Source organism: Saccharospirillum mangrovi, assembly GCF_003367315.1.
GTDB classification, from domain to species: Bacteria; Pseudomonadota; Gammaproteobacteria; order Pseudomonadales; family Natronospirillaceae; genus Saccharospirillum; species Saccharospirillum mangrovi.
In genome coordinates, this window is the sequence record NZ_CP031415.1 from 2,132,123 (window position 1) to 2,151,385 (window position 19,263).

At 41.8% G+C, this 19,263-nt stretch carries 16 protein-coding genes; 5 read left to right on the forward strand and 11 right to left on the reverse strand.

The features are described 5' to 3' along the window. Nucleotides 1-78: 78 nt before the first annotated feature. Nucleotides 79-951: a hypothetical protein gene (locus DW349_RS10260; protein WP_108125530.1), complete on the forward strand. Its 873-nt coding sequence runs from the start codon at nucleotides 79-81 to the stop codon at nucleotides 949-951. A gap of 179 nt (nucleotides 952-1,130) precedes the next feature. Here the strand turns inward: DW349_RS10260 and DW349_RS10265 are convergent, their stop codons facing one another. Both DW349_RS10265 and DW349_RS10270 read right to left on the reverse strand, forming a co-directional pair. Further along, nucleotides 1,131-2,249 carry a capsular polysaccharide export protein, LipB/KpsS family gene (locus tag DW349_RS10265; RefSeq protein ID WP_108125531.1) on the reverse strand — a complete coding sequence of 373 codons (1,119 nt, stop codon included), beginning with the start codon at nucleotides 2,247-2,249 and terminating at the stop codon, nucleotides 1,131-1,133. Between the two features lie 52 nt (nucleotides 2,250-2,301). Beyond that, nucleotides 2,302-3,117, reverse strand: a complete 816-nt coding sequence (locus DW349_RS10270; RefSeq protein WP_157954339.1) for a hypothetical protein — start codon at nucleotides 3,115-3,117, stop codon at nucleotides 2,302-2,304. Nucleotides 3,118-3,404: 287 nt separating this feature from the next. On the opposite strand from DW349_RS10270, the gene DW349_RS10275 reads away from it, so the two are divergent. From DW349_RS10275 to DW349_RS10290, 4 genes are all read left to right on the forward strand, one after another. Next, a complete protein-coding gene (locus tag DW349_RS10275; protein ID WP_108125533.1) occupies nucleotides 3,405-4,538 on the forward strand; it encodes a glycosyltransferase in 1,134 nt (377 codons plus the stop codon). 330 nt (nucleotides 4,539-4,868) lie between these two features. Then, the gene (locus DW349_RS10280; RefSeq protein WP_162824632.1) at nucleotides 4,869-5,978 is read left to right on the forward strand and encodes an O-antigen ligase family protein; all 1,110 of its coding nucleotides are present in this window, start codon (nucleotides 4,869-4,871) and stop codon (nucleotides 5,976-5,978) included. A 62-nt stretch (nucleotides 5,979-6,040) separates the two neighbouring features. After that, entirely contained in the window at nucleotides 6,041-7,168 is a 1,128-nt protein-coding gene (locus DW349_RS10285; protein WP_108125535.1) for a hypothetical protein, read from the forward strand. A 147-nt stretch (nucleotides 7,169-7,315) separates the two neighbouring features. Beyond that, nucleotides 7,316-8,590 carry an exopolysaccharide biosynthesis polyprenyl glycosylphosphotransferase gene (locus tag DW349_RS10290; protein WP_108125536.1) on the forward strand — a complete coding sequence of 425 codons (1,275 nt, stop codon included), beginning with the start codon at nucleotides 7,316-7,318 and terminating at the stop codon, nucleotides 8,588-8,590. Between the two features lie 2 nt (nucleotides 8,591-8,592). Here DW349_RS10290 and DW349_RS10295 read toward each other — a convergent pair whose 3' ends face one another. From DW349_RS10295 to DW349_RS10335, 9 genes are all read right to left on the reverse strand, one after another. Beyond that, nucleotides 8,593-9,399, reverse strand: a complete 807-nt coding sequence (locus DW349_RS10295) for a glycosyltransferase (RefSeq protein WP_198650483.1) — start codon at nucleotides 9,397-9,399, stop codon at nucleotides 8,593-8,595. Then, nucleotides 9,399-10,661 (reverse strand): TolB family protein, encoded by a 1,263-nt coding sequence (locus DW349_RS10300; protein WP_108125537.1) that lies wholly within the window; start codon nucleotides 10,659-10,661, stop codon nucleotides 9,399-9,401. The genes DW349_RS10295 and DW349_RS10300 overlap by 1 nt, the downstream gene beginning before the upstream one ends. Next, nucleotides 10,658-11,668 carry an EpsG family protein gene (locus DW349_RS10305; RefSeq protein ID WP_108125538.1) on the reverse strand — a complete coding sequence of 337 codons (1,011 nt, stop codon included), beginning with the start codon at nucleotides 11,666-11,668 and terminating at the stop codon, nucleotides 10,658-10,660. The genes DW349_RS10300 and DW349_RS10305 overlap by 4 nt, the downstream gene beginning before the upstream one ends. Next, nucleotides 11,665-12,579, reverse strand: a complete 915-nt coding sequence (locus DW349_RS10310) for a glycosyltransferase family 2 protein (protein ID WP_108125539.1) — start codon at nucleotides 12,577-12,579, stop codon at nucleotides 11,665-11,667. Before DW349_RS10310 ends, DW349_RS10305 begins: the two co-directional genes overlap by 4 nt. Before the next feature lie 34 nt (nucleotides 12,580-12,613). After that, nucleotides 12,614-13,855, reverse strand: coding sequence for a glycosyltransferase (locus tag DW349_RS10315; protein WP_108125540.1), 1,242 nt, complete (start codon nucleotides 13,853-13,855; stop codon nucleotides 12,614-12,616). A 512-nt stretch (nucleotides 13,856-14,367) separates the two neighbouring features. After that, nucleotides 14,368-14,484 (reverse strand): integrase core domain-containing protein, encoded by a 117-nt coding sequence (locus DW349_RS17685; protein ID WP_108125541.1) that lies wholly within the window; start codon nucleotides 14,482-14,484, stop codon nucleotides 14,368-14,370. A gap of 871 nt (nucleotides 14,485-15,355) precedes the next feature. Continuing rightward, nucleotides 15,356-16,432 carry a polysaccharide pyruvyl transferase family protein gene (locus tag DW349_RS10325; protein ID WP_108125542.1) on the reverse strand — a complete coding sequence of 359 codons (1,077 nt, stop codon included), beginning with the start codon at nucleotides 16,430-16,432 and terminating at the stop codon, nucleotides 15,356-15,358. Nucleotides 16,433-16,478: 46 nt separating this feature from the next. Further along, nucleotides 16,479-18,215 (reverse strand): 2-succinyl-5-enolpyruvyl-6-hydroxy-3-cyclohexene-1-carboxylate synthase, encoded by a 1,737-nt coding sequence (menD, locus tag DW349_RS10330; RefSeq protein WP_108125543.1) that lies wholly within the window; start codon nucleotides 18,213-18,215, stop codon nucleotides 16,479-16,481. 174 nt (nucleotides 18,216-18,389) lie between these two features. Then, nucleotides 18,390-19,259, reverse strand: coding sequence for an SDR family NAD(P)-dependent oxidoreductase (locus DW349_RS10335; RefSeq protein ID WP_198650484.1), 870 nt, complete (start codon nucleotides 19,257-19,259; stop codon nucleotides 18,390-18,392). Nucleotides 19,260-19,263: the final 4 nt, after the last annotated feature.

Consider the following 19,263-nt stretch of genomic DNA (forward strand, 5'->3'; position numbering starts at 1 on the left):
GCAACGTTAAGAGAGAAATATGCACGACAGACTGATATCGCTTACGCTATCAGAAATATCAAATGTTAAGGGAACAACATGCTGAATTTATTCTTTAAGCGACAAAAGCACCACAGCAAAAACCATTGGCCAACGGAAAATGGCATCGTCTTTATCCACCATCAGCCAGCGATCTACAACATTGGTGACGACCTTTGTTCGCCTCGACATTATTTCAACTTTGAAACAGACATAGACGGCTTAACAATCCTCGGAGGTGGTGCGTACAGCAACTATGGTTTGAAAACAGTACGTAAGGAAAAACTCAACCTTAATAGAACGATCTCCTGGGCCACCGGTGAATCCACCCCCAAAAAGGCGCTGCCTCATATAGCCAAACTTCCCTATGCAGCCTGGGGCATTCGTGACAGAAGTCGTACTAGTGAAAGTAATTTCCTACCCTGCCCCTCGTGCCTAAACAGCTTTCTTGAATCACCTCCTGGAGATGAAGGTACTCTGCTGTTTCTAAACGCTGACCCCAGAGTCACGGACTCCAGTCTTAGTACGGAGTATCAATCAATTGCTTACCGTTATGGCTGGAAACTATTGTTCAACAACTGCTCAATAGCCGAGCTAACAGATGCATTGCAAACCAGTAAACGAGTAATCACCAACTCCTACCACGGCGCATACTGGTCGCTCTTATCAGGTCACAATCTTGTTTTACTTGGCTATTCCTCAAAATTCACAGGCCTTTTTGATAGTTTAAATTTAGACAGCGGGCATATTTCTATGATTACAAAAGGGTCCGGCAAACAATTATTGCAGGCGATTAAAGGAGTTATTGAGGACGAAGGCATTCGACTAGTAGACCATAAACTCGTACTGAATGAGTTCAGGAAAATGAACATTGAGTTCGCAAAAACCTTATGCAGTAAAGGGTTGATCCATACCTTTCGGCTAAAAAGGTAGCTATCTATTTTTGAGATTTCAGCTGAGAAGGCGCAGAGGTAGTAGCTGTCAACTTAAAATCCGTCAACCACATTCTGCGATTAAACAATGGACATCCAGCTTATGGTAAGACCAAATATTATGCTCAATGATGTCCGCTTCGTTCTTGACGAGAATCACCACGACCAAACGGAACAATGTCAATACCCTGCGACCCTCTTGCGTTGAATTTCAGTTAATCGATCAACGACTGCTTTCAGATGCTCATTCGATGCTTCATGCCAATCGCCCGGGACTTGATAGTGCGCTGCCAAATATCCGAGAAACCCCATACGCAATGTTTCATCAGGTTGCCAAGTGGATAGATCAGCCATTGCAACTTTCAATTCGTCAAGAGTAGCCGCGGAGAGAGTCAGCCCCGGGAGATCGTAAAATGCCTGGCCAAGTACAATTACCGGCACGCCCTGAATTAAAGCCTCCATGCCGACGGTTGAATTCAGAGTGATGACCGCACTACTTAACGGCAACAGTTCATTAATGCCGACATCAAAAACCACCTCAATATCGGCTTTTCGCAAACGGTCAAATAGTGACTTCTGGGGCGTGCTGCACTTTGGATGTGGCTTGACCAGCAACCGGTAACCCAGTGCTTCGCACTGAGGTTTGATTTTCAATAACACATCAACCATATCAGCCATGTTGCGTATCCATGGGGAATAGCGAACGACCTGACTATCGCTGTTAACCTGGAACGGAACCAAGATAATGGAACGTGTTTCAGCTGCAGTATTTTTCTGACATTTTGACAAGTAGGTTTTGCCAGCTTCGATATGGGCGGCATTAGTAAAATAACTCACTTGCCGAGATACCGAATTACCGTAATTCACACCCTTTTCATCCAGCGTTGTAAAGCCTGGAAGCAAGCCGTTCTCCATATAGCAGACATTCACTTTCTCGTCTTCGCAGGCAAGACACCACAGCCGTTGACGAAATTTCAAACCATTCCAGACCACGCTTTCTGTAATTTGGAACTGGCGTAACCAGCGACGATATTTGGCATACAACCAAGTTGCGCGCAGCCAATGGGACCCACTCAACAACCAGACTGTGGGACGGCGAACACGGCCACCTCGTGCATTGGCCGACTTCACAATTTCCTGATTAATATCGAAGCTAACGCGGCGCCAAGACACGCACCTAGGCAAAAAGAACGAGGGTGATTTATACCAAAGTAAAAAACCGTCGTTTCCCATGACTGAAGCCAATTGCGCAAAGTATTGACGCTGCTTGTAGGAACAGGCAAACAGAGCAGTTTTCATCACTCTAAAGATCCATGGTTCACGTCTATACTCAACTTTATTGACATAGGTTTTATAGCAAATTTCTATTCGCCGCAGGCATCAAACAATCGTTAAATGGCAAAAGCTCTGTCGGCAGAATAGAAGTATGTGAACAATTCTCGATCGACATTCCAAATTCATTAGCTGTTTTTACTGCCAATTCAAACGCCGGCAAGATCCTGTTTTGGTAGGCCTTGGCCAGCCCTGTCCAGGCTGCATTTTGAGCCGTCTCGTAAAAACGAGGTTGGTTCAAATTTGTCATATCAAAACCGACCAGGCAAAGCTGCTTGGCACGAACGTGAAATCCCATCTGTACACCGCTATACATCACCGTACCGCAGCCAAAATGGCCGATACTCAGATCCAGACTCAGCATTAGCTGGCCATCGGTTCGATAAAACGGAGCATCTGCTTCAGTCAAGATCCGCTTGGCTTCACCGTAATGGGAGTCAAACCCCTGCATAAAATACAACTTAAAACGCGAATACAACCCGGGGTCAACTTCACCTAACGCCTGAAGCGCTGGCCCAACCAGGCACAGCGGCGTCCCCGCCGGCAACTGCCGCAACATATCGGCACGCTCAAGAATGAATCTGGCATCCTCAACCATGACGGCAAAAGGCTCGGGCACTACGCCGTTCAACACCAGACTGATGGCTCCATTGAGCAATACCGCCGGGCTCTGCGCCAATGGCGCCAGGTTTTGTTCCGCCATTGATGGACCGCTGCCCACACTGTAAAGGCGTTCGGGCTGTTGTGCGCGGAAGTCATTCCAATCGTGAGTTTGAGCTTGCCAGCGACCACGCCAGTATATGTCCCACACGCGCCCATTAGGTTTGAGCTTCAAATGGGGCAACAACCTAGCGTTGTGATGCATAGAGCGAGGATGAGTCAGACGATACCCCTGTCGTACCAATCGCCCCCAAGGAGTAGTTTGCCTGTAGCGCTTCTTAATAAGGGCATCCCCTATAATGGTAACCAAAGGTATATAGTATCCCAAAACCCAATAGGGCTATGCAATCGCCCCAACCAATACCCATTGGCATAGAGCCGACACTTGGTTAATCTAATCCGCCACCAGAGACTCCAAATCCATAGCTCGAACGCTCCAGCGCCAAACCAGAGAATAGCAAAATGCCTCGTGCCTTAATTTTCAGAAAAGAACTGCTTCCATACACGGAGACATTTATCGCAGAACAGGCGCATCATCTGCCAAACTGGGAACCGGTTTTCATCGGCTTCAAAAGAAATTCAGCTGGCTATAGACTAATAAAGGACAAAGCGGTATCTAACAAGCCATACCACATCTCGATTGAAAGCGACTACAGCACACTGCCAAAAATTACCTCAGGGCTACATAAAAAATTTGGCATCTTAAACAAAAGATGGCTCAATAATTTGAGCGATTTTTCTCCTAGTATTATTCACGCTCATTTTGGCTCCAACGCCATGAATTGCATTCCCCTGAGCCGGGCTCTTGGCATTCCTCTAATTACCACTTTCCATGGTAACGATATAACCCAGAATACACCCAGAAACTACTACCGAAAGAATCGGAATCTGGTATTTGAAAACTCAATAAAAGTAATCGCTGTATCAAACTTCATTAGAGATGAATTGCTTAAAAAAGGCTGCCCCGAAGATAAAATCATCCAACACTACATTGGAATTAACACCAATGTTTTCACTCCGCCAGAAACAGCACCAACAAAAAACAAAATTGTATTTGTTGGGCGGCTTGTAGAAAAAAAAGGATGCGAATACCTGATACAAGCGATGCAACAGCTAGCGCAAAAAAACAGCCAAGTAACACTATCTATTATTGGAGATGGCCCACTCAAAGAGCACTTACAGAAGCTTGCGGCGTCTAAACCTTGCAATGTGAATTTTTTAGGCAGAATGACACCGGATCAACTTGCGTTAGAAGTAAAGATGTCGCAGTTGCTGTGCGCCCCCTCAATAACTGCTACCAATGGCGACCAAGAAGGCCTCCCTATGAGCATCCTGGAGGCACTAGCGTCCGGCGTCCCCGTCGTTAGCTCATACAGTGCCGGCATCTCAGAAGCTATTGACGATGGTTCAAATGGCTATCTAACTCATGAGCGCGATGTCGATACTCTAGCTGAGAAAATACAAGCAATCTGCTCAAACCCTGACTTACGCCACCAGATGTCGGCCAGTGCTCGAAAAACAGCACAAACAAGATTTGATCTCGATAAACAGTCCACATTGTTGGAAGAGATCTATGTGAATGCCATCTCAAGTTAAGAAGTACTTGTACGACACTAAAAATTCATTAACGCTTCTGGAGGCATCACCCGTGCTAAGCTTACTCTACAATAACTCTTCTAATTTTGTATGCTTTGAATAGGCCCAACAACATTGAACTTAATACTCTCCAGATCTTTCCCGAGCACCTATAACCGTGGCCCTAGCTTGTTAGTCTGGCTTAGCTTAGCGGCAGTATTTCTAACGGCCATCATGAAACTTTCAAGCGCCACCTCCTTGAACCGAGTACCCGAATTCTTAGCATTTATTGCGTTTATAGGCGTCTTGTTTTTTCGCCCTATGTTAAGGCGTGAACCCATGGTCCTTCTGATGGGTATTGCCATCATTCTGCCGGTACTGCTTTTCGGTATAAATTACCTGCGCAACCCGGAAGAAGCTTTAGCATTTAAGGCCATGGGACAACTACCAAGGCTATTTTTATTTGTATGTTTTGGCTGGTGGTTGGGTGGCAAAGAGCGCAACTGGATGTTTTTCTTGATTTTGGCATTTAGTGGACTGTTGCTTGCCACTGCGCTTGATCCAGATCTGAAACGACACATCATTCAACTTTTCAAGGGTCGCAGAGTCGATTTCAACATTCTGAATGAGCAGCATGTTGCCTTATTTTATTCAATTGCATTTATTGGCTTGCTGGCTTTCAGCCACAGAGCGTTTCGGATTAGCCGAAGGTCTTTACGATGGGTCGTATTCGTACTTTGCCTATTCGCAATGGTGATTTGCGTAGTGGCCATACTAGGCACCCAAACGCGAGCAGCCTGGCTGGGCTTGGGAGTTTGCCTTCTCGTCTGGATAGTTCATGGTACCCTTTATCTGTTTAGACAACGTCACCAGGGCCCTATCATCTGGATAGCTACATTGGTTATTGTATTGGCTAGTAGCAGCATCTTCCTTTTCAAAGATAGCATCAGCCACCGCCTAGCATCCGAATCAAAAACACTTAACGCCCTGGCCAATGGCGATTTTGATAACGTGCCCTATACCAGCATTGGCATTCGCATTAATACCTGGATTGAAGCCATACCATGGATAATGGAACGCCCACTAACCGGCTGGGGTGGCAACGTTCGCAGCACGGTAATAGACACCTCAGACCGCCTACCGAAACAGGTAAAAGCACGCTTCGGCCATTTCCACAATGTATATATAGAGTTCACCCTGGCCTACGGCCTACTTGGGCTAGCCGTCGCCCTAGCGCCATTTTTCTGGTGCATAAGCACTGGCTGGCGCTACTTGCACGATGGCAAATTGCCATTAGACTTGCTGGCCTTTACTGCTTACGGGAGTCTGCTATTAGCCGTCATGAGCACATTCGAGTCTTACCTGTTCTTCTGGAGTGGCGCGTATGTAATGACGGTTTTGCTTACCCCCATATACAGCCATTTATTAGGCTGCAGACAACCCACAGCCAGCAACCCTTAGGTTCGGCTGGCTAGAGTGATAAGCTATACCTTCGTCAACCAATAGGAACAGCATCCAAGCCAATGGCAGCGCAAGGTACCATCATAGAATTGCCGGGCCTGATCTTGCCCGAAGAATCTTCTATCCGCCGTCAACATGTTCGCAAGCCTAATCGTTGGACCGAGCACTACATAGAACGCTACGACAGCACCACCTTCCTGTATGACTGCTTTTATCAACCGGAAAAAGGTTGTTATGTAGTCACTGCGCCACGTTTTCTGAACCTTTGGCCTTACTTGAAAAATCACCTTTACGCCAACGGACAGCGCTTTAAAGGTCGCATCAAACGTTTTACCTGGCAGCGCTGTGAGCAAGCTGAAATCTACGCCCCTGCCGAATCCCACCTAACAATTATGGCTGACGACTTCACCGACGCCCTGCCTGTTCGGCAAACCGAGCAGGACCGCTTCGCAGGCCTGAACGTGGCTATGGCCATGAACAAGAACAATAAGTTGGAATGGATACGGGACTGGGCGCTTTACCACGCTCACAACCACGGCTTAGAAGGCGTCTGCTTGTTTGACAACGGCTCCACCGATTACAGCCGCGAAGACCTATTACAAACCCTTCAGACTGTTCCAGGCATAAAACAAGCAGTCGTCATTCACGCGCCCTTTCCCTATGGCCCAGTCAATAAAAGCAAAAAGCTGGAGATAAGCCCACGCTTCTTACAGACATCCATGTTTAACATTGCCAGGCGTGACCTATTCAATAAAGCCAGGGCCATACTCAATGTCGATATAGACGAACTCGTTGTTCTAAATAAAGAAACCAGTGTATTTGATGCTGCAGTAAACTCTCGGTTAGGGGCTGTATCATTTCGAGAACTTAGGGTTCATCCCAACAAAGATGACGCTACAGCGGCCAGTCACCGTAGTCACGCCATGGTTAAGAAAGACGCCAAGCCAGGTAACACTAAATGGTGTGTAAAGGGAAGCGGCTTCATGAACCACTTTGGTTGGGCAGTTCATCGCTTTGGTGGCGGCTTCTTTCTGCTTACAGAAACAAAATCCTTCACCTATTTGCACTGCCATTCGGCTACGACCAACTGGAAAAACCGAATTCGGAAACAAGAAAACTTAGAGGAAAGTAAGTTTGCAAAAGCCGCATTGAGTAGGTTTCCAGGCTTAGAGCAAACCGATAAGCAATAAGCAGAACTCCGAATAAGACTTTGAATTTCAAACTTTAGAAGACACTGGCGACTCCGGATACTTTACCAAGGCCGAAGAAGTCAGCAGAATTACGACCCAACCAGTTATCTTCCGTTGATGGAACAACACAGGCAAAGGCAACGACTCATGGTCTCAGAACTCAACAAACGCCACTCTCGTTGGTATGAACAATTAGTCTTCAGCCTTATTTTTCAGTTGATAGCTGGCTGGTTAGTGGTGGCATACCTACCGGCCGTGGTGTTATGGGACGCACTCTATTGGAGTGACTTGAGCATTACTGAACGCAATTCTTTGATCGGAGTTAGCATTGTCATTGTGTTTAGCATCGTGACTTTAAGAAAAATTTTCCGCTATCCTGGCACCATCACAGCCGCTTATATTTTGCCCACACTGATCGGTTTATACGCACTGCTGTTTTTTATTTTAGTGATAGGCCGAATCGATTATGCACGGTCTCTACTTCTAACCAGCGGCAGTATACTTGTTATACTTTGTTTCTTTGGTCAGCGATTAGCAAATAAGCATGCCCGCCAAAAATTAGCAGTCGTTCCAATGGGCAGGACCAGCCAATTGCATGACTTCAAGAACGCTAGCTTTCATCAGCTAACCCAGCCGGCCTTAGGCAATACACGCTATAACGGTGTGATCGCAGACCTTCATGCCAATCTGCCAGCCGAATGGCAGTTATTTCTCGCCCAATGCACTCTCGCACGCATTCCTGTATATCACTACAAACAGATCATGGAATCACTGACAGGCAAAGTAAAACTGGATCACCTATCGGAAAACCAGTTTGGGATGCTTACTCCCAATCCTTACTATGAAGGATTAAAACGTTTTATTGACTTAGTGGCTGTATTTATTACCGCTCCAATTATAATTCCAATCACCCTGCTAACCGCCATTGCCATTCGAATTGAATCCACCGGCTCTGCACTTTTTACACAAGAGCGTGTCGGTCAAGGCGGAAGGACATTTCGAATCTACAAACTGCGCAGCATGGTGAAAGATTCAGAAAAAGACGGCGCTCAATTTGCCCAGGAAGGTGACATGCGAGTCACCCGAATCGGCGCCGTTATCCGCAAGTTGCGTATAGACGAGCTACCGCAGTTTTGGAATATTCTAAAGGGCGATATGAGCTTAATAGGCCCACGCCCAGAGCAAGAGGCTTTTGTTTTAGAATTTGAGAAGAGTATTCCTTTTTATTCGTATCGGCACGTTGTAAAACCTGGCATTACTGGTTGGGCTCAAGTTCGTCATGGATACGCTGCAAATGCCGATGATACGCAGGAAAAAATCGAACACGACTTTTACTATATTAAAAATTATTCACTATGGCTGGATATCCAAATCGTTATAGATACCATACGGACTGTACTTACAGGGTTTGGCGCTCGCTAAGATCAGCGAAATTTTCGGTACATCCATGCTTTGAAAGTATTTGGTGAGAGTCTTAGTGCGGACCTCACCAAAAAATTAAACATAAAAAGACTAAACCCAATGAAGCCGATGCGCCTCTGGAATCTCAATAAACGAAATTCGGCCAATAAATATTGCGAACCCCGACGTTGCATCATACCGCGCCCTGCTCTCATCTTGACCAAACAAGCGTCTATATTTGCAATGGAATAGCTATTCACCAGAAGCATAGACCACAATGCATAATCCTGTGCTTTACGCAATTCAGGGTACCCACCAACACCTTGAACAACAGACTTACGAAACATCACGGCCGGATGGCTCAAAGGACACCGTCGCTTTGCATATTCGAATAGTTCACTTGATTCAGTTGGTAACTTTCGAACCGATATCCGACGTTCAAAACTTTCATCCCATTCTTCAACAAGACCACTTGATGCAGCAATTTCAGGGCTTTGTTTCATAAAAGCATATTGAAGTTCAAAGCGGTCGGGCACTGCCCGATCGTCAGTATCCATCCGCGCAACTAGATCATAACTACACTTTTCCATACCCGCATTCAATGCAGCGCCCAAGCCTTTATTTTCTTTTAATGAAACTAAAGTCAATATATCACCCAAACGTTCCGACCAGCCTCCAATGACGGAATCTAGCTCTCGGGTTAAAGGGCCATCCTTCACAATAACAATCTGCGATGGTTTCTGAGTCTGATCATCCCAAACACTTCGTATCGCTTCATCCAGAAAGCTGGGTGATTCTGACTGATATACAGACATCAATACTGAAAACATTAAAGATCCAAATCCATACGGTATAAGTGCCGTTCACCACTCCAAACAGAATCAAAATACACAGACTTTCCGTCTGGAGAAAAACGAGGATGGAGATCACATCTAGATTCTCCAGAGTAGCGGAAAGGGTGATAAAACTCGCCCAAGTGACGTACCTCTCCAGTTTTCCAATTAGCAAGCAATAAATGCTGCATTCTAGACTTATCCGGATATGTATCAGTAACAAACCAATCCCCATTAACATGAGGATGACCATCACCATAGGATTTGAGTGCTTCGGTAGGAGAAAGACTAAAGCGCCCCGATGATACTTGAATCAACCAATATCCGTCTTGACCATTAGGACCACGCAAGTATCCTAATACGGTGTCGTTATCTAACCAATAACAATGACTAACCATTCCATAATCAGATAACAAAGCCATTTCAGAAGTTTTCAGATCAATACTCAATAATCGATCAAACCGCCGCCCCTTAATCAAATAGCGATGCATAAATATAGCGCGATCACCACTGGGAGATATCATTACATGATTAAATTTGTGAAAAGCAATTTTAAAGTCAGGAATTGACCTTAGTCGACACGCATTTTCTATACTAACCAACAAACGTGAATTTCCAGTTTTATAATCCACATACCAAAGACCATCACGTTTAATATCCTTTATTTCGACAGCCGATAATGTAGGCAAATTTCTATATCCATAATCAGGCCGAAGCGACATTAACCTACGGTAATTTAGTGAAAGGAAAAAAATATTTTTAAATGAATCTTGAACAGGATGATCATACTTCGCTATTTGCTTACCAGCAGAAACTGAAAAAACCTTCGCCACATATCGATTTTCCACTTCACAAAAATCATTATATACAAATATATTTTCACTTAACCAGTGAGCTCTTGCACCTTGCTGTAAATTAAAGGCCTTAGTTGAAACCAGACTATGAAGGTTTCCTTGTCTATCAAAAACACCTATTTTAATTTCTCGGCTTTTATATGAAATACTCGATGTACCATGATCTGTTACACAAGCCAGAACCAAACCATTTGTGTTTTCCGGAGATTTATCATAATAACCAAAAAATGTTCCTGCACTAGCAGGATCGAACCCAAAAAGAGGATATAGAGACTTTCGGATATATTTTTTTTTATTTACCAAAAACACCACTCTTGCGTATAAAAATTTTGCAGTGCTCTTTAGCAATGGATATCGAACCAACAAAGATGCTAACTTTCGCTCAACCAAATTATAACGACTCAATTATCCATCCTCATAAATAATCTTTCAATTTGATCAAAATTTAACATATCTTCTTCAATATCCAAAACCGTACCTAAGAAGTTAATGAGTATCAACAAACCAAACATGAATTTAAATTGGACTCTAAACTCAAGACCAAATCTATTAATAAAGTTTATCAGCGAAACCAAAATAAATGGCAGCAAAAAATTAACAAACCTAAGATAAATCTCTTGCGATATATAAACAATATTAAACAACCAAAATACCGTCACACTTACCATTATCAAAGATAGGAACCAGTCGCGCTGAATCCCAGAAAAAAACATAAGATTAAATAACACTACTAAAACCAACACTATCGCCAGGAAATTCGGATAAGCTAAAACATCTAAATTCGAAGAAGAATACTTACCGTACCCGATATACTCAACAACAACACCACCTGCAATAGTCGTGAAAACCAAGCCAACAGCGAACACCGCCAACATAATGCGCACACCTAAAATACGCAATGCAATATAATAAAAAACCACTAACAAATAAAACAAAGCCGATATGTGGAAAGATGTAGCAATTACTGCCGCAGCAAGCAATCTTCTATAGCTCAACTTCTGAGAAAATAAATCGTTTACAAACGCCTGAAGAAATATACCGATCGCCAACCATGTCTGCAAAGCATTTAGTAAACCAATAGCAATGTTCGGAACAAACAAAAAGAAATACAGCCCTAGAAGAGGCGAATTAACACTATAAAAAAACCTTAAAAGTAGTCCCATAGTAATTATACGAAAAAACAACACTATGGCTTCTGGTGATAAACCTAGCTTTAATAGAAATAATACAATTGATGAAAATCCAGGCTCTCGGAAATATTCTCCCGAACCTATTTCACCAATTATCCTTACATAATTAAAATAATCTCGACCAACTTCAGGATTGATAGCAACAAAAAAACACAAACACAAAAAAACCATTACATATAAATAAAGTGATGGCAGCCTAACTAATTTTATAGTGCTACTCATGGCTTATAAATAACTCGCTTCATTTTAGCAGTGAACTTTTTATTTAAAAATAACGCCAGAACTGAAGGGGATGGAAATAAAATAAGAGCCAAAAACGATCTAAACCAGTATCTAGGCGACCTATTTTTCTTATGCATTTTTGCTAGATATTTTTGATGGTTAGACTCAGCTTGCAATTTCTCAAGGCATCTCAGATGAGCATTTGAAGTATTCACCTTTTTAATTTGGCGCAATTTATTAATCGCGACTACATGCTTATCAAAAAGGACATCATTACTTATCGAAGGACTGAGTACATTTTCCGTCCAACAAAATGTAATATCCTTTAAGCAAACAAAGTGACCGAAAACAGAACAGCCAAGCCACAATGCATAATCTTGCCGGGCAGGCATTGTCACATCAAATCCACCAGAGGCCAATACAACTGATGTATTAAGCACAACCCCAGATGTAACTCCAACATAATTCTCGATATAAAGATCGTGCAAAGATACAGTAGACTTTCTTCTAAAAGCAACATCAACTATTTCGCTAGTTCGCTCAGTTATTATATTTGCAGAAGCTGCGACTCCAACAACATTACCTTTAAAAGAAGCCAATGCCTTTGTATAAAAATCTGGAAGTACAAAGTCATCATCATCTAAAAAATGCACATAGTCTGAAGTTACAAGCGAAAGACCTATATTCCTCGCCTCAGGTGCACTATAAACATCAGGCCGTTCCATACAATGTAATTTTCTATTTTTAGCAGCGTAAGTTTTGAATTGCTCATATCCATAACTCGCATTTACACCATTAAATACAACTATAATTTTTTTTACGCTACTCTCTTTTGAAACTGACTCAACCGCCCTTTGTAATAGCCACCCTGGCCGAGTGCATGGAATAACCACACTTATTTCATTTTTCATCTTACATCACTCTAAATTTCTTAAATGAATAAATTTAACTATTCAGACCTACAACATGCGCTATAAATGACTTACTTATCTCCTTACTATCAAAAGAATTTCTAACAACGTACCTTGCGTTTTTTGACATCTTGCCCAAATCGTACTTATTATTAAAAATATCATTCAATACGTTTGCTATCATGCGCTCATTTTTCTCTTCAACAAGAAAACCTGAAACCTCATTCTCTATTAATTCAGGGATACCGCTATGAAAAGTCGAAACAACAATAATCCCTTTCGCCATTGCTTCCATTAAAGAAACAGGTATACCTTCTTTATCGCCATTTGGAGCCATTACAGAAGGCAATAAAAATACATCCGTTTCATTCAACAGATTATTAACTGCATCAGATGATAAGTGCCCATGAAAATGAATGTGCTTATTTAAATTTAACCGATTGACCTCTTCGATCAACCTCTCTTTTTCTGGCCCCTCACCAACAATATCGTATTTAAAGGCTACCCCTAAGCTTCTCAACATACTCATTGCCCTAATTGAATACTTCAATCCTTTTTTAGGGACCAATCTAGCAACAGAGGCAATTGAGATAAGTGATTTATAATCTTCGTTTCTCTTTATTGAAGCATTATAGTAATTTAGATCCACACCCATCCGGAATATAGATATCTTATCCGCCACACAACCTAGCTCTAATAGCTTTTCTTTCCAATAGTTGCTTATTGGACATATTGAACTTGATATTCTAAAGAGTCGTCTATATTGATTTTTATATCTTTTAATAATGTTATCTACTGATATTTCATAGCCATGGAATATAGCAATCAATTTAGAATCAATTACACCCAAATCAATCAAATTAGCTGCAATTGTTGCCGTTGTCCCGAAATGACAGATAATCACGTCAGGTGGGCTTTGAAAGATATTGTTTGCCCGCTTCGTTATAGATGGCAACAATAAACTAATACTATCAATTCCATACTTAAAAAAGTTTAACGACTTGGCGGTTTTTAAATTAAAGATACCAGCACAAACACTTTTCAATCTTTTCCAAAGTCTAATATATTTTTTTTGACTTAAACTCTCATCAGTTAAGTATGTGGTATAGTCATCCATTCCGTATAAAGAATATTTTTTATGACCAGCCCCTAACCCTCCTCGAATTATTGATACAATTTCAACATCCACACCACCATCAATAAAATCGGCAATCTGGTTAACTACAAACGTTTCTGATGGTACCGGAAATTGACGTAAGAAAAACACGACCTTCATATAACTAGCCCACACCCTCTTTGCATCGTGATCGACCAACCATATATGCAAATTTATTTTAAAATATTAAGTTTAATAATTTTCCAGGAAAGCGTTGAAAAAATCCATCCAGAAGACCTACCATTAGTGCTGAAACGGGAAGAATAAAATTTCGGAATAAGTATCGACGACAATTTGCAGTGCTTTGCTGGACAACTATATTTATGTCATTATAAAAAATCTCAATTATCGACACAATGCCTTATATAAATGCTAAAAGCAGGGACATATATTCAATAAACATCTCAGATATTAATTTCTCTATTTATTAAATTTTCTCGTATGGTTTACCCCAAGATTCACTCCAACGGCGCTCTAGTAATGTCCGTTGCGTTTGTATCTTTTATCGCTTTTCGAACTGTCGCTTCATACTCCAATTGTGCTTGATAACAATGCGATAAATAACGTTGACATACAATGCATTCCCATCGCCAATGATTGATCTCTTGCCGAACGTTGGCAATATCTTACAATCAATGTCTACTGAAACATTCGTCCCGAAATTTCCCATTGAAGCTCTCAATATAGATATTTTGCGCGGGCCTTCCCGAATTGAACGGTTTCAGCTCGACGCCGTGACATACGCCCATTGACCCAAAGCTTTACCCTTATAATCTGGGCCTTGATAGGTTCCGATCAACTTCGGAAACCCCCTGAATGCAGCACAAGCATCGAGCGTTCGAACGACCTGATCATCTGAGATGCCTATGACAACGGAGATATCCAGACGTCCACGTAGAACTCATCCACAATCGCCAGGCTTACTGAATCAGCAGCCAGTGGCAACCACTTCCATTACAATCATCCATCGACCATTTGTGGTTAAGCGCTTCTAGTAACATCAGCGGCTTTCGTTAATCCATTGCGTCTTGATGAAGCAGAGCTGGCGAACTGCAATTCCGGTTTTGCGGTAGAATTGGTAATCCTTCATATAATTCACGTCCGCCCCTCACAGCACACCATTTGATGGACACGCAGGCAATCAAACCTGCAACGTTTATAGGCAATGGATTGGATGCGACCCGACAATACCCGACCCTATACAACCAACGTGGTCGAATACCTTAAAGTAGCGTCAGATAACCCGACAAGTGGATAAGCTTTGCGCTCAGATACCGACGTCTGTACGGCTACGGAGCACAAAGCGTCAGTTCTCGACGGTCAGTAGCACGACCAACAGAACTATGGCATTCAGCATAGGTTCGACTAGCTGTTTCAAACCGGGCGTTCTTGTCCTCTAGCGCTTAAAATGTAACAAATCTCGAGAATTCAAGGTCGCCGTGCTACTTCATCGCTCCATATGTTGATGAACACTACTTGGATCACTTTAGATTAGAAAGAGGGGGCAGGTCGTCAATGATTTGATGTATCAAATAAAATCTCAGTCAATTAATAAATCCATCTCAATCAAATCAAATTGTTTTAGAGAAATTCATTAATGTGTCCGAATAGACACAGGTATCATAGCAATCCTAATTGATTCGGTAACTTATCAAAATATTTTTCACAAAAATCAGGGCTTTCTAATAAGTTATCTGTCAACACTTGATGAAGTTTTTGATCTATTTGATCAGGTGAAGGTGAAAAAGCCACAAAACTGGTTGAATTAAACCAATCCATTGCAGATGTTAATTTATGGTCCACTGTTTTGAGAACCACCGCAGGACGCTTTGCGATTACTGAAAAAATCAAACCGTGAAATCGATCTGTTACAACAGCTTCGTGCTCTAATACATCGAAAATGAACTCTTTAATAATTTCAATTCTATTTTCTGAGTTTATAGGCTTGGAAAGAGTTGTATCAGTGAGCAAGGTCTTTTCACCTAAACTTTTAGCGATGCTCTGACGATCTTCAACAGATAGGACCGACTCATCATCGACTCTTAAGCACGCTAAAATTTCTCCTTTTTTTGATGAAATGTCAGACATACCAAGGTCTTCTAATTTTAGCGAAAGTACAAAATCCGGTACAACTAGAACCTGAGCTTTAGGAAAAATTCTTTCGGCTAAAAGGCCACTCTCTTTGTCTCGCCCAATGATTGTTAAATTTGGATGACCGGCATATATTTCTTGTGAAATAGACTGCTGTTTTTGACCTTCAGCTGTATCGCTAAAAAATATAGTCTGGGGAAGTGAAATAATTCTATTTTGGTGAAAGTTATTTATCATCAACCTCCGGCCCGTTTCAGACCAAATACCTCTATCCCCCATGTTTCCTCCAGAATGAAGGAAAATAAGATCATCTGGAGCGATCAATTTCTTTAACAGACGCTGCCCGTAGATAACTTCATTTTTATCTACCTCTAAGACGGAGTAATCTGGGAAATGCTTTTTAAACCACAGCTCAATTGCCACTACCTGCGCATGATCTCCAATATTCGCCAGTTGAGGCGTAGGCGTTAAAGCGTAAATAATCCTTTTGCCGATTTTTAAATTACGAACTCGCAAATTTAATCGATAAATTGCCAGCCATTTCCTATAAAATTCTCGCAACATTCGAAGCGTATTAAAAAGAAAACTTGGTAAATATTTCTTCATATTATCACTAAAACCTTACACGAGGACATACTAAGTCGTCGGATAGTTAACCAATGATCTTTTTTATGGTTTTTATTTGTTTATCACTAAGGAGACGGCGCGCTGCTACTTTAACAGATTTTTTACTGTCTCTGCTTACATTTCTAATCATATCTAACGCCAAACTTTCATCATCACCATTTGTGAATACTTCAAAAACCATTGATTCATCAGATGCACCCTTCACTACAAACTCTTGATACACCGAATCAAACTCTTCTTTAGATGAAGCACTAATATACTTAAGTCCCAAATCTTGAGCATAGTTTTTTACTAGCGTTGGTGACTTATTGCCAAAGTGCCCTAGCGCACAGATAAAATCGTCAGCTTGCTCTTCAAAATGTCCAACCAAACCATCTGTGCGTCGCATCTCGAACCCTTTTCCATTATTAACTACCATAAGCCGTAAATTATTTCCGACATGTCGGTTACCCAATGCATTCATATCGTAGAAAAAGGAAAGGTCACCGATTACACCAAAAAATGTTTTCTTTTGATTGGCCAAGGACGCTCCTATAAGGCTTGAAAGTGAGCCATCTATGCCAAACCCCCCGACATTTGCTGTAGAGGTAACTGATTGGGGAAGGTCAAAGAAGTTCCAGCTACGTAGACTATTCAGAATTCCAAAATGAATCACAGAACCTTCCGGAATTAAGTGCGCCATCCGGGATGCTACCCAGACATTAGAAAAAGGGATATTAGGAACACTATTCCGAATTTCCTCTAAGCGCTTCTGACATCGTTTTAAGCTGCCATCGGATGGGGCTTTAGATTTATCGGTATAACGTTCAAAAAATGTTTTTTCATCCATCTCAAAAATATATTTTAGCTTTTTGAAAGTATCACGAAGCTCGCCATCAGGACTTACACGCCAAACTTCTTTTCCGACCATCGGAATACTTGCATAGTCACCAGTTACTTCACCTATGTGGATTGTAATATCAGGTTTGTCCTCACTCATATCTCCTTTCATTTGACTGGCGGCTAGTGCATACCCCACTCGATATTTTCCATTAAAACTGCTAGTATGATCACAAAAAACTACTGCATCGTTTGCAGCACAGAATTGGTCAATTGCATCTATTTCTTCTGATGTAAATTGTCTGTGAGCACCAACGAATATCCCAACTTTGCCATTTATCTCTGGAAATTCATCCACAACGGTAAATCGATCCATAACCCTGCAAGTTGGTAGTTTTTTTGTATCATAATTTTTACTGTAGCGTGTTGGCAAATTAATATGGACGGGACCACCACCACCACGTTTTAGCTCTAATATAGCTTGATTGACTTTAACCTCACAATCCCAAAAGTCGTCTTCGTCCTTTACTATTGGGAGCGTTACACTAAGTCGTTGGGTGTCGTTGGGCTTCTTACTTCTATCAATTATCTGGCCAATATTATGACCCACTAGCCCAGTTGCTTGCGTAGATGTAATCGATAACACAGGCAATTTACGATAATACGCTTCAGTCATCCCAGGCATATAATTACGAGAAGCGGTTGCACCTGTGCAGCTAATTACGACCGGCTCACCAGTTTCATGCGCCATACCGCAAGCCATGTAAGCTGCAGACCGTTCATCAACGGCCGAATAGAGTTTAAAAAACGGATCTTGCTGAACGCTTGCAACGAACGCTACATTAGTGGTTCCTGGCGAGACTATAACCTTACTAATCCCGTTCGCTTTTAAAAGCGAAATGATGATAAGGACATTTTTTTCGTCAGTATAAAGCTTACTCATAATTTCACCCAGCGAATTGCTTAAATTTAATAAATCGAAAATTAAAAATTTTATTATCTATTTAAAGCTAACAAGCTCTTTCAGGTTTGCCATTTCTCCACTTTGTTGGACTTTTCCGCCAATCACTGGCAGCAGGCTGCGGTTTTCCAACAAATTCAATTCATAATAGGTAATTTATTTTAGCGAAAATCCCCCGTCGCATACGATAGTCTGGCCAACTATAAAGTTTGATGCATCGCTGGATAGAAACGCTGCTAATTCAGCAATTTCCTCAGGAATAGCAAATCGACCAAGAGGATTCTTTTCGCAGAAATTATTCTCACCCTGCTTTAATGTTCCGGGTTGCATGGCTGTAGCAATGATTCCTGGAGCAATTCCATTAACAATTATCCCATGTGGTGCTAGTTTCACTCCAAGGCCTTGCGTTAGCCCTGCGATATCCCACTTTGTCATACGATAAGGGTAGGTGGCACCAACAAAGCCACCTTGAGAAGAAATATTTATTATCTTTTTAAGTTTATTAGACCTTCGAGACAGCCATCGTTTACAGATAGCTTGACTCAAAAAAAACAACCCCTTGTGATTTATTTTATATACATCATCCCACATCTCTTCGAGAACATCAGGAAACTGTATTCCGCGTACAATACCAGCATTGTTTATTAATATATCTATATCTTCGCCAAGCAAATCCTTGCATTCATTAAGGTTTTGCTCAATGACCGAGATGTCAGCGGCATCCCAGACTATCCCCTTCAAATTTCCGCTATTAATTTCACTTAAAGCAGCATCTAACTTATTCTTATCGCGCCCAGTGATAACGACCTTCGCACCCTCTGCAATAAATTTTTTTGCAATGGACAAACCAATTCCTGCACTACCCCCCGTCACCAGTACATTTTTTCCATGTAGAATCTCACCATAATTTATGGTTGAAATTTCAAATACGGAGTAGCCACCAGTACGATATATTTTCCGAAGCGAGGTTAAAATTAAAGGAGTTTTTTTCAAGAAATTGAAAGCAAACCGAATCATCTTTTTCATCTAA

Coding starts and splice junctions, on each gene's coding strand:
- DW349_RS10290 (WP_108125536.1), top strand. CDS start 7,316: ATGGTCTCAGAACTCAACAAACGCCACTCTCGTTGGTATGAACAATTA.
- DW349_RS10280 (WP_162824632.1), top strand. CDS start 4,869: ATGGGTATTGCCATCATTCTGCCGGTACTGCTTTTCGGTATAAATTAC.
- DW349_RS10325 (WP_108125542.1), bottom strand. CDS start 16,432: ATGAAGAAATATTTACCAAGTTTTCTTTTTAATACGCTTCGAATGTTG.
- DW349_RS17685 (WP_108125541.1), bottom strand. CDS start 14,484: ATGGGCGTATGTCACGGCGTCGAGCTGAAACCGTTCAATTCGGGAAGG.
- DW349_RS10315 (WP_108125540.1), bottom strand. CDS start 13,855: ATGAAGGTCGTGTTTTTCTTACGTCAATTTCCGGTACCATCAGAAACG.
- DW349_RS10285 (WP_108125535.1), top strand. CDS start 6,041: ATGGCAGCGCAAGGTACCATCATAGAATTGCCGGGCCTGATCTTGCCC.
- DW349_RS10275 (WP_108125533.1), top strand. CDS start 3,405: ATGCCTCGTGCCTTAATTTTCAGAAAAGAACTGCTTCCATACACGGAG.
- DW349_RS10295 (WP_198650483.1), bottom strand. CDS start 9,399: ATGTTTTCAGTATTGATGTCTGTATATCAGTCAGAATCACCCAGCTTT.
- DW349_RS10260 (WP_108125530.1), top strand. CDS start 79: ATGCTGAATTTATTCTTTAAGCGACAAAAGCACCACAGCAAAAACCAT.
- DW349_RS10265 (WP_108125531.1), bottom strand. CDS start 2,249: ATGAAAACTGCTCTGTTTGCCTGTTCCTACAAGCAGCGTCAATACTTT.
- DW349_RS10335 (WP_198650484.1), bottom strand. CDS start 19,259: ATGAAAAAGATGATTCGGTTTGCTTTCAATTTCTTGAAAAAAACTCCT.
- DW349_RS10310 (WP_108125539.1), bottom strand. CDS start 12,579: ATGAAAAATGAAATAAGTGTGGTTATTCCATGCACTCGGCCAGGGTGG.
- DW349_RS10305 (WP_108125538.1), bottom strand. CDS start 11,668: ATGAGTAGCACTATAAAATTAGTTAGGCTGCCATCACTTTATTTATAT.
- menD (WP_108125543.1), bottom strand. CDS start 18,215: ATGAGTAAGCTTTATACTGACGAAAAAAATGTCCTTATCATCATTTCG.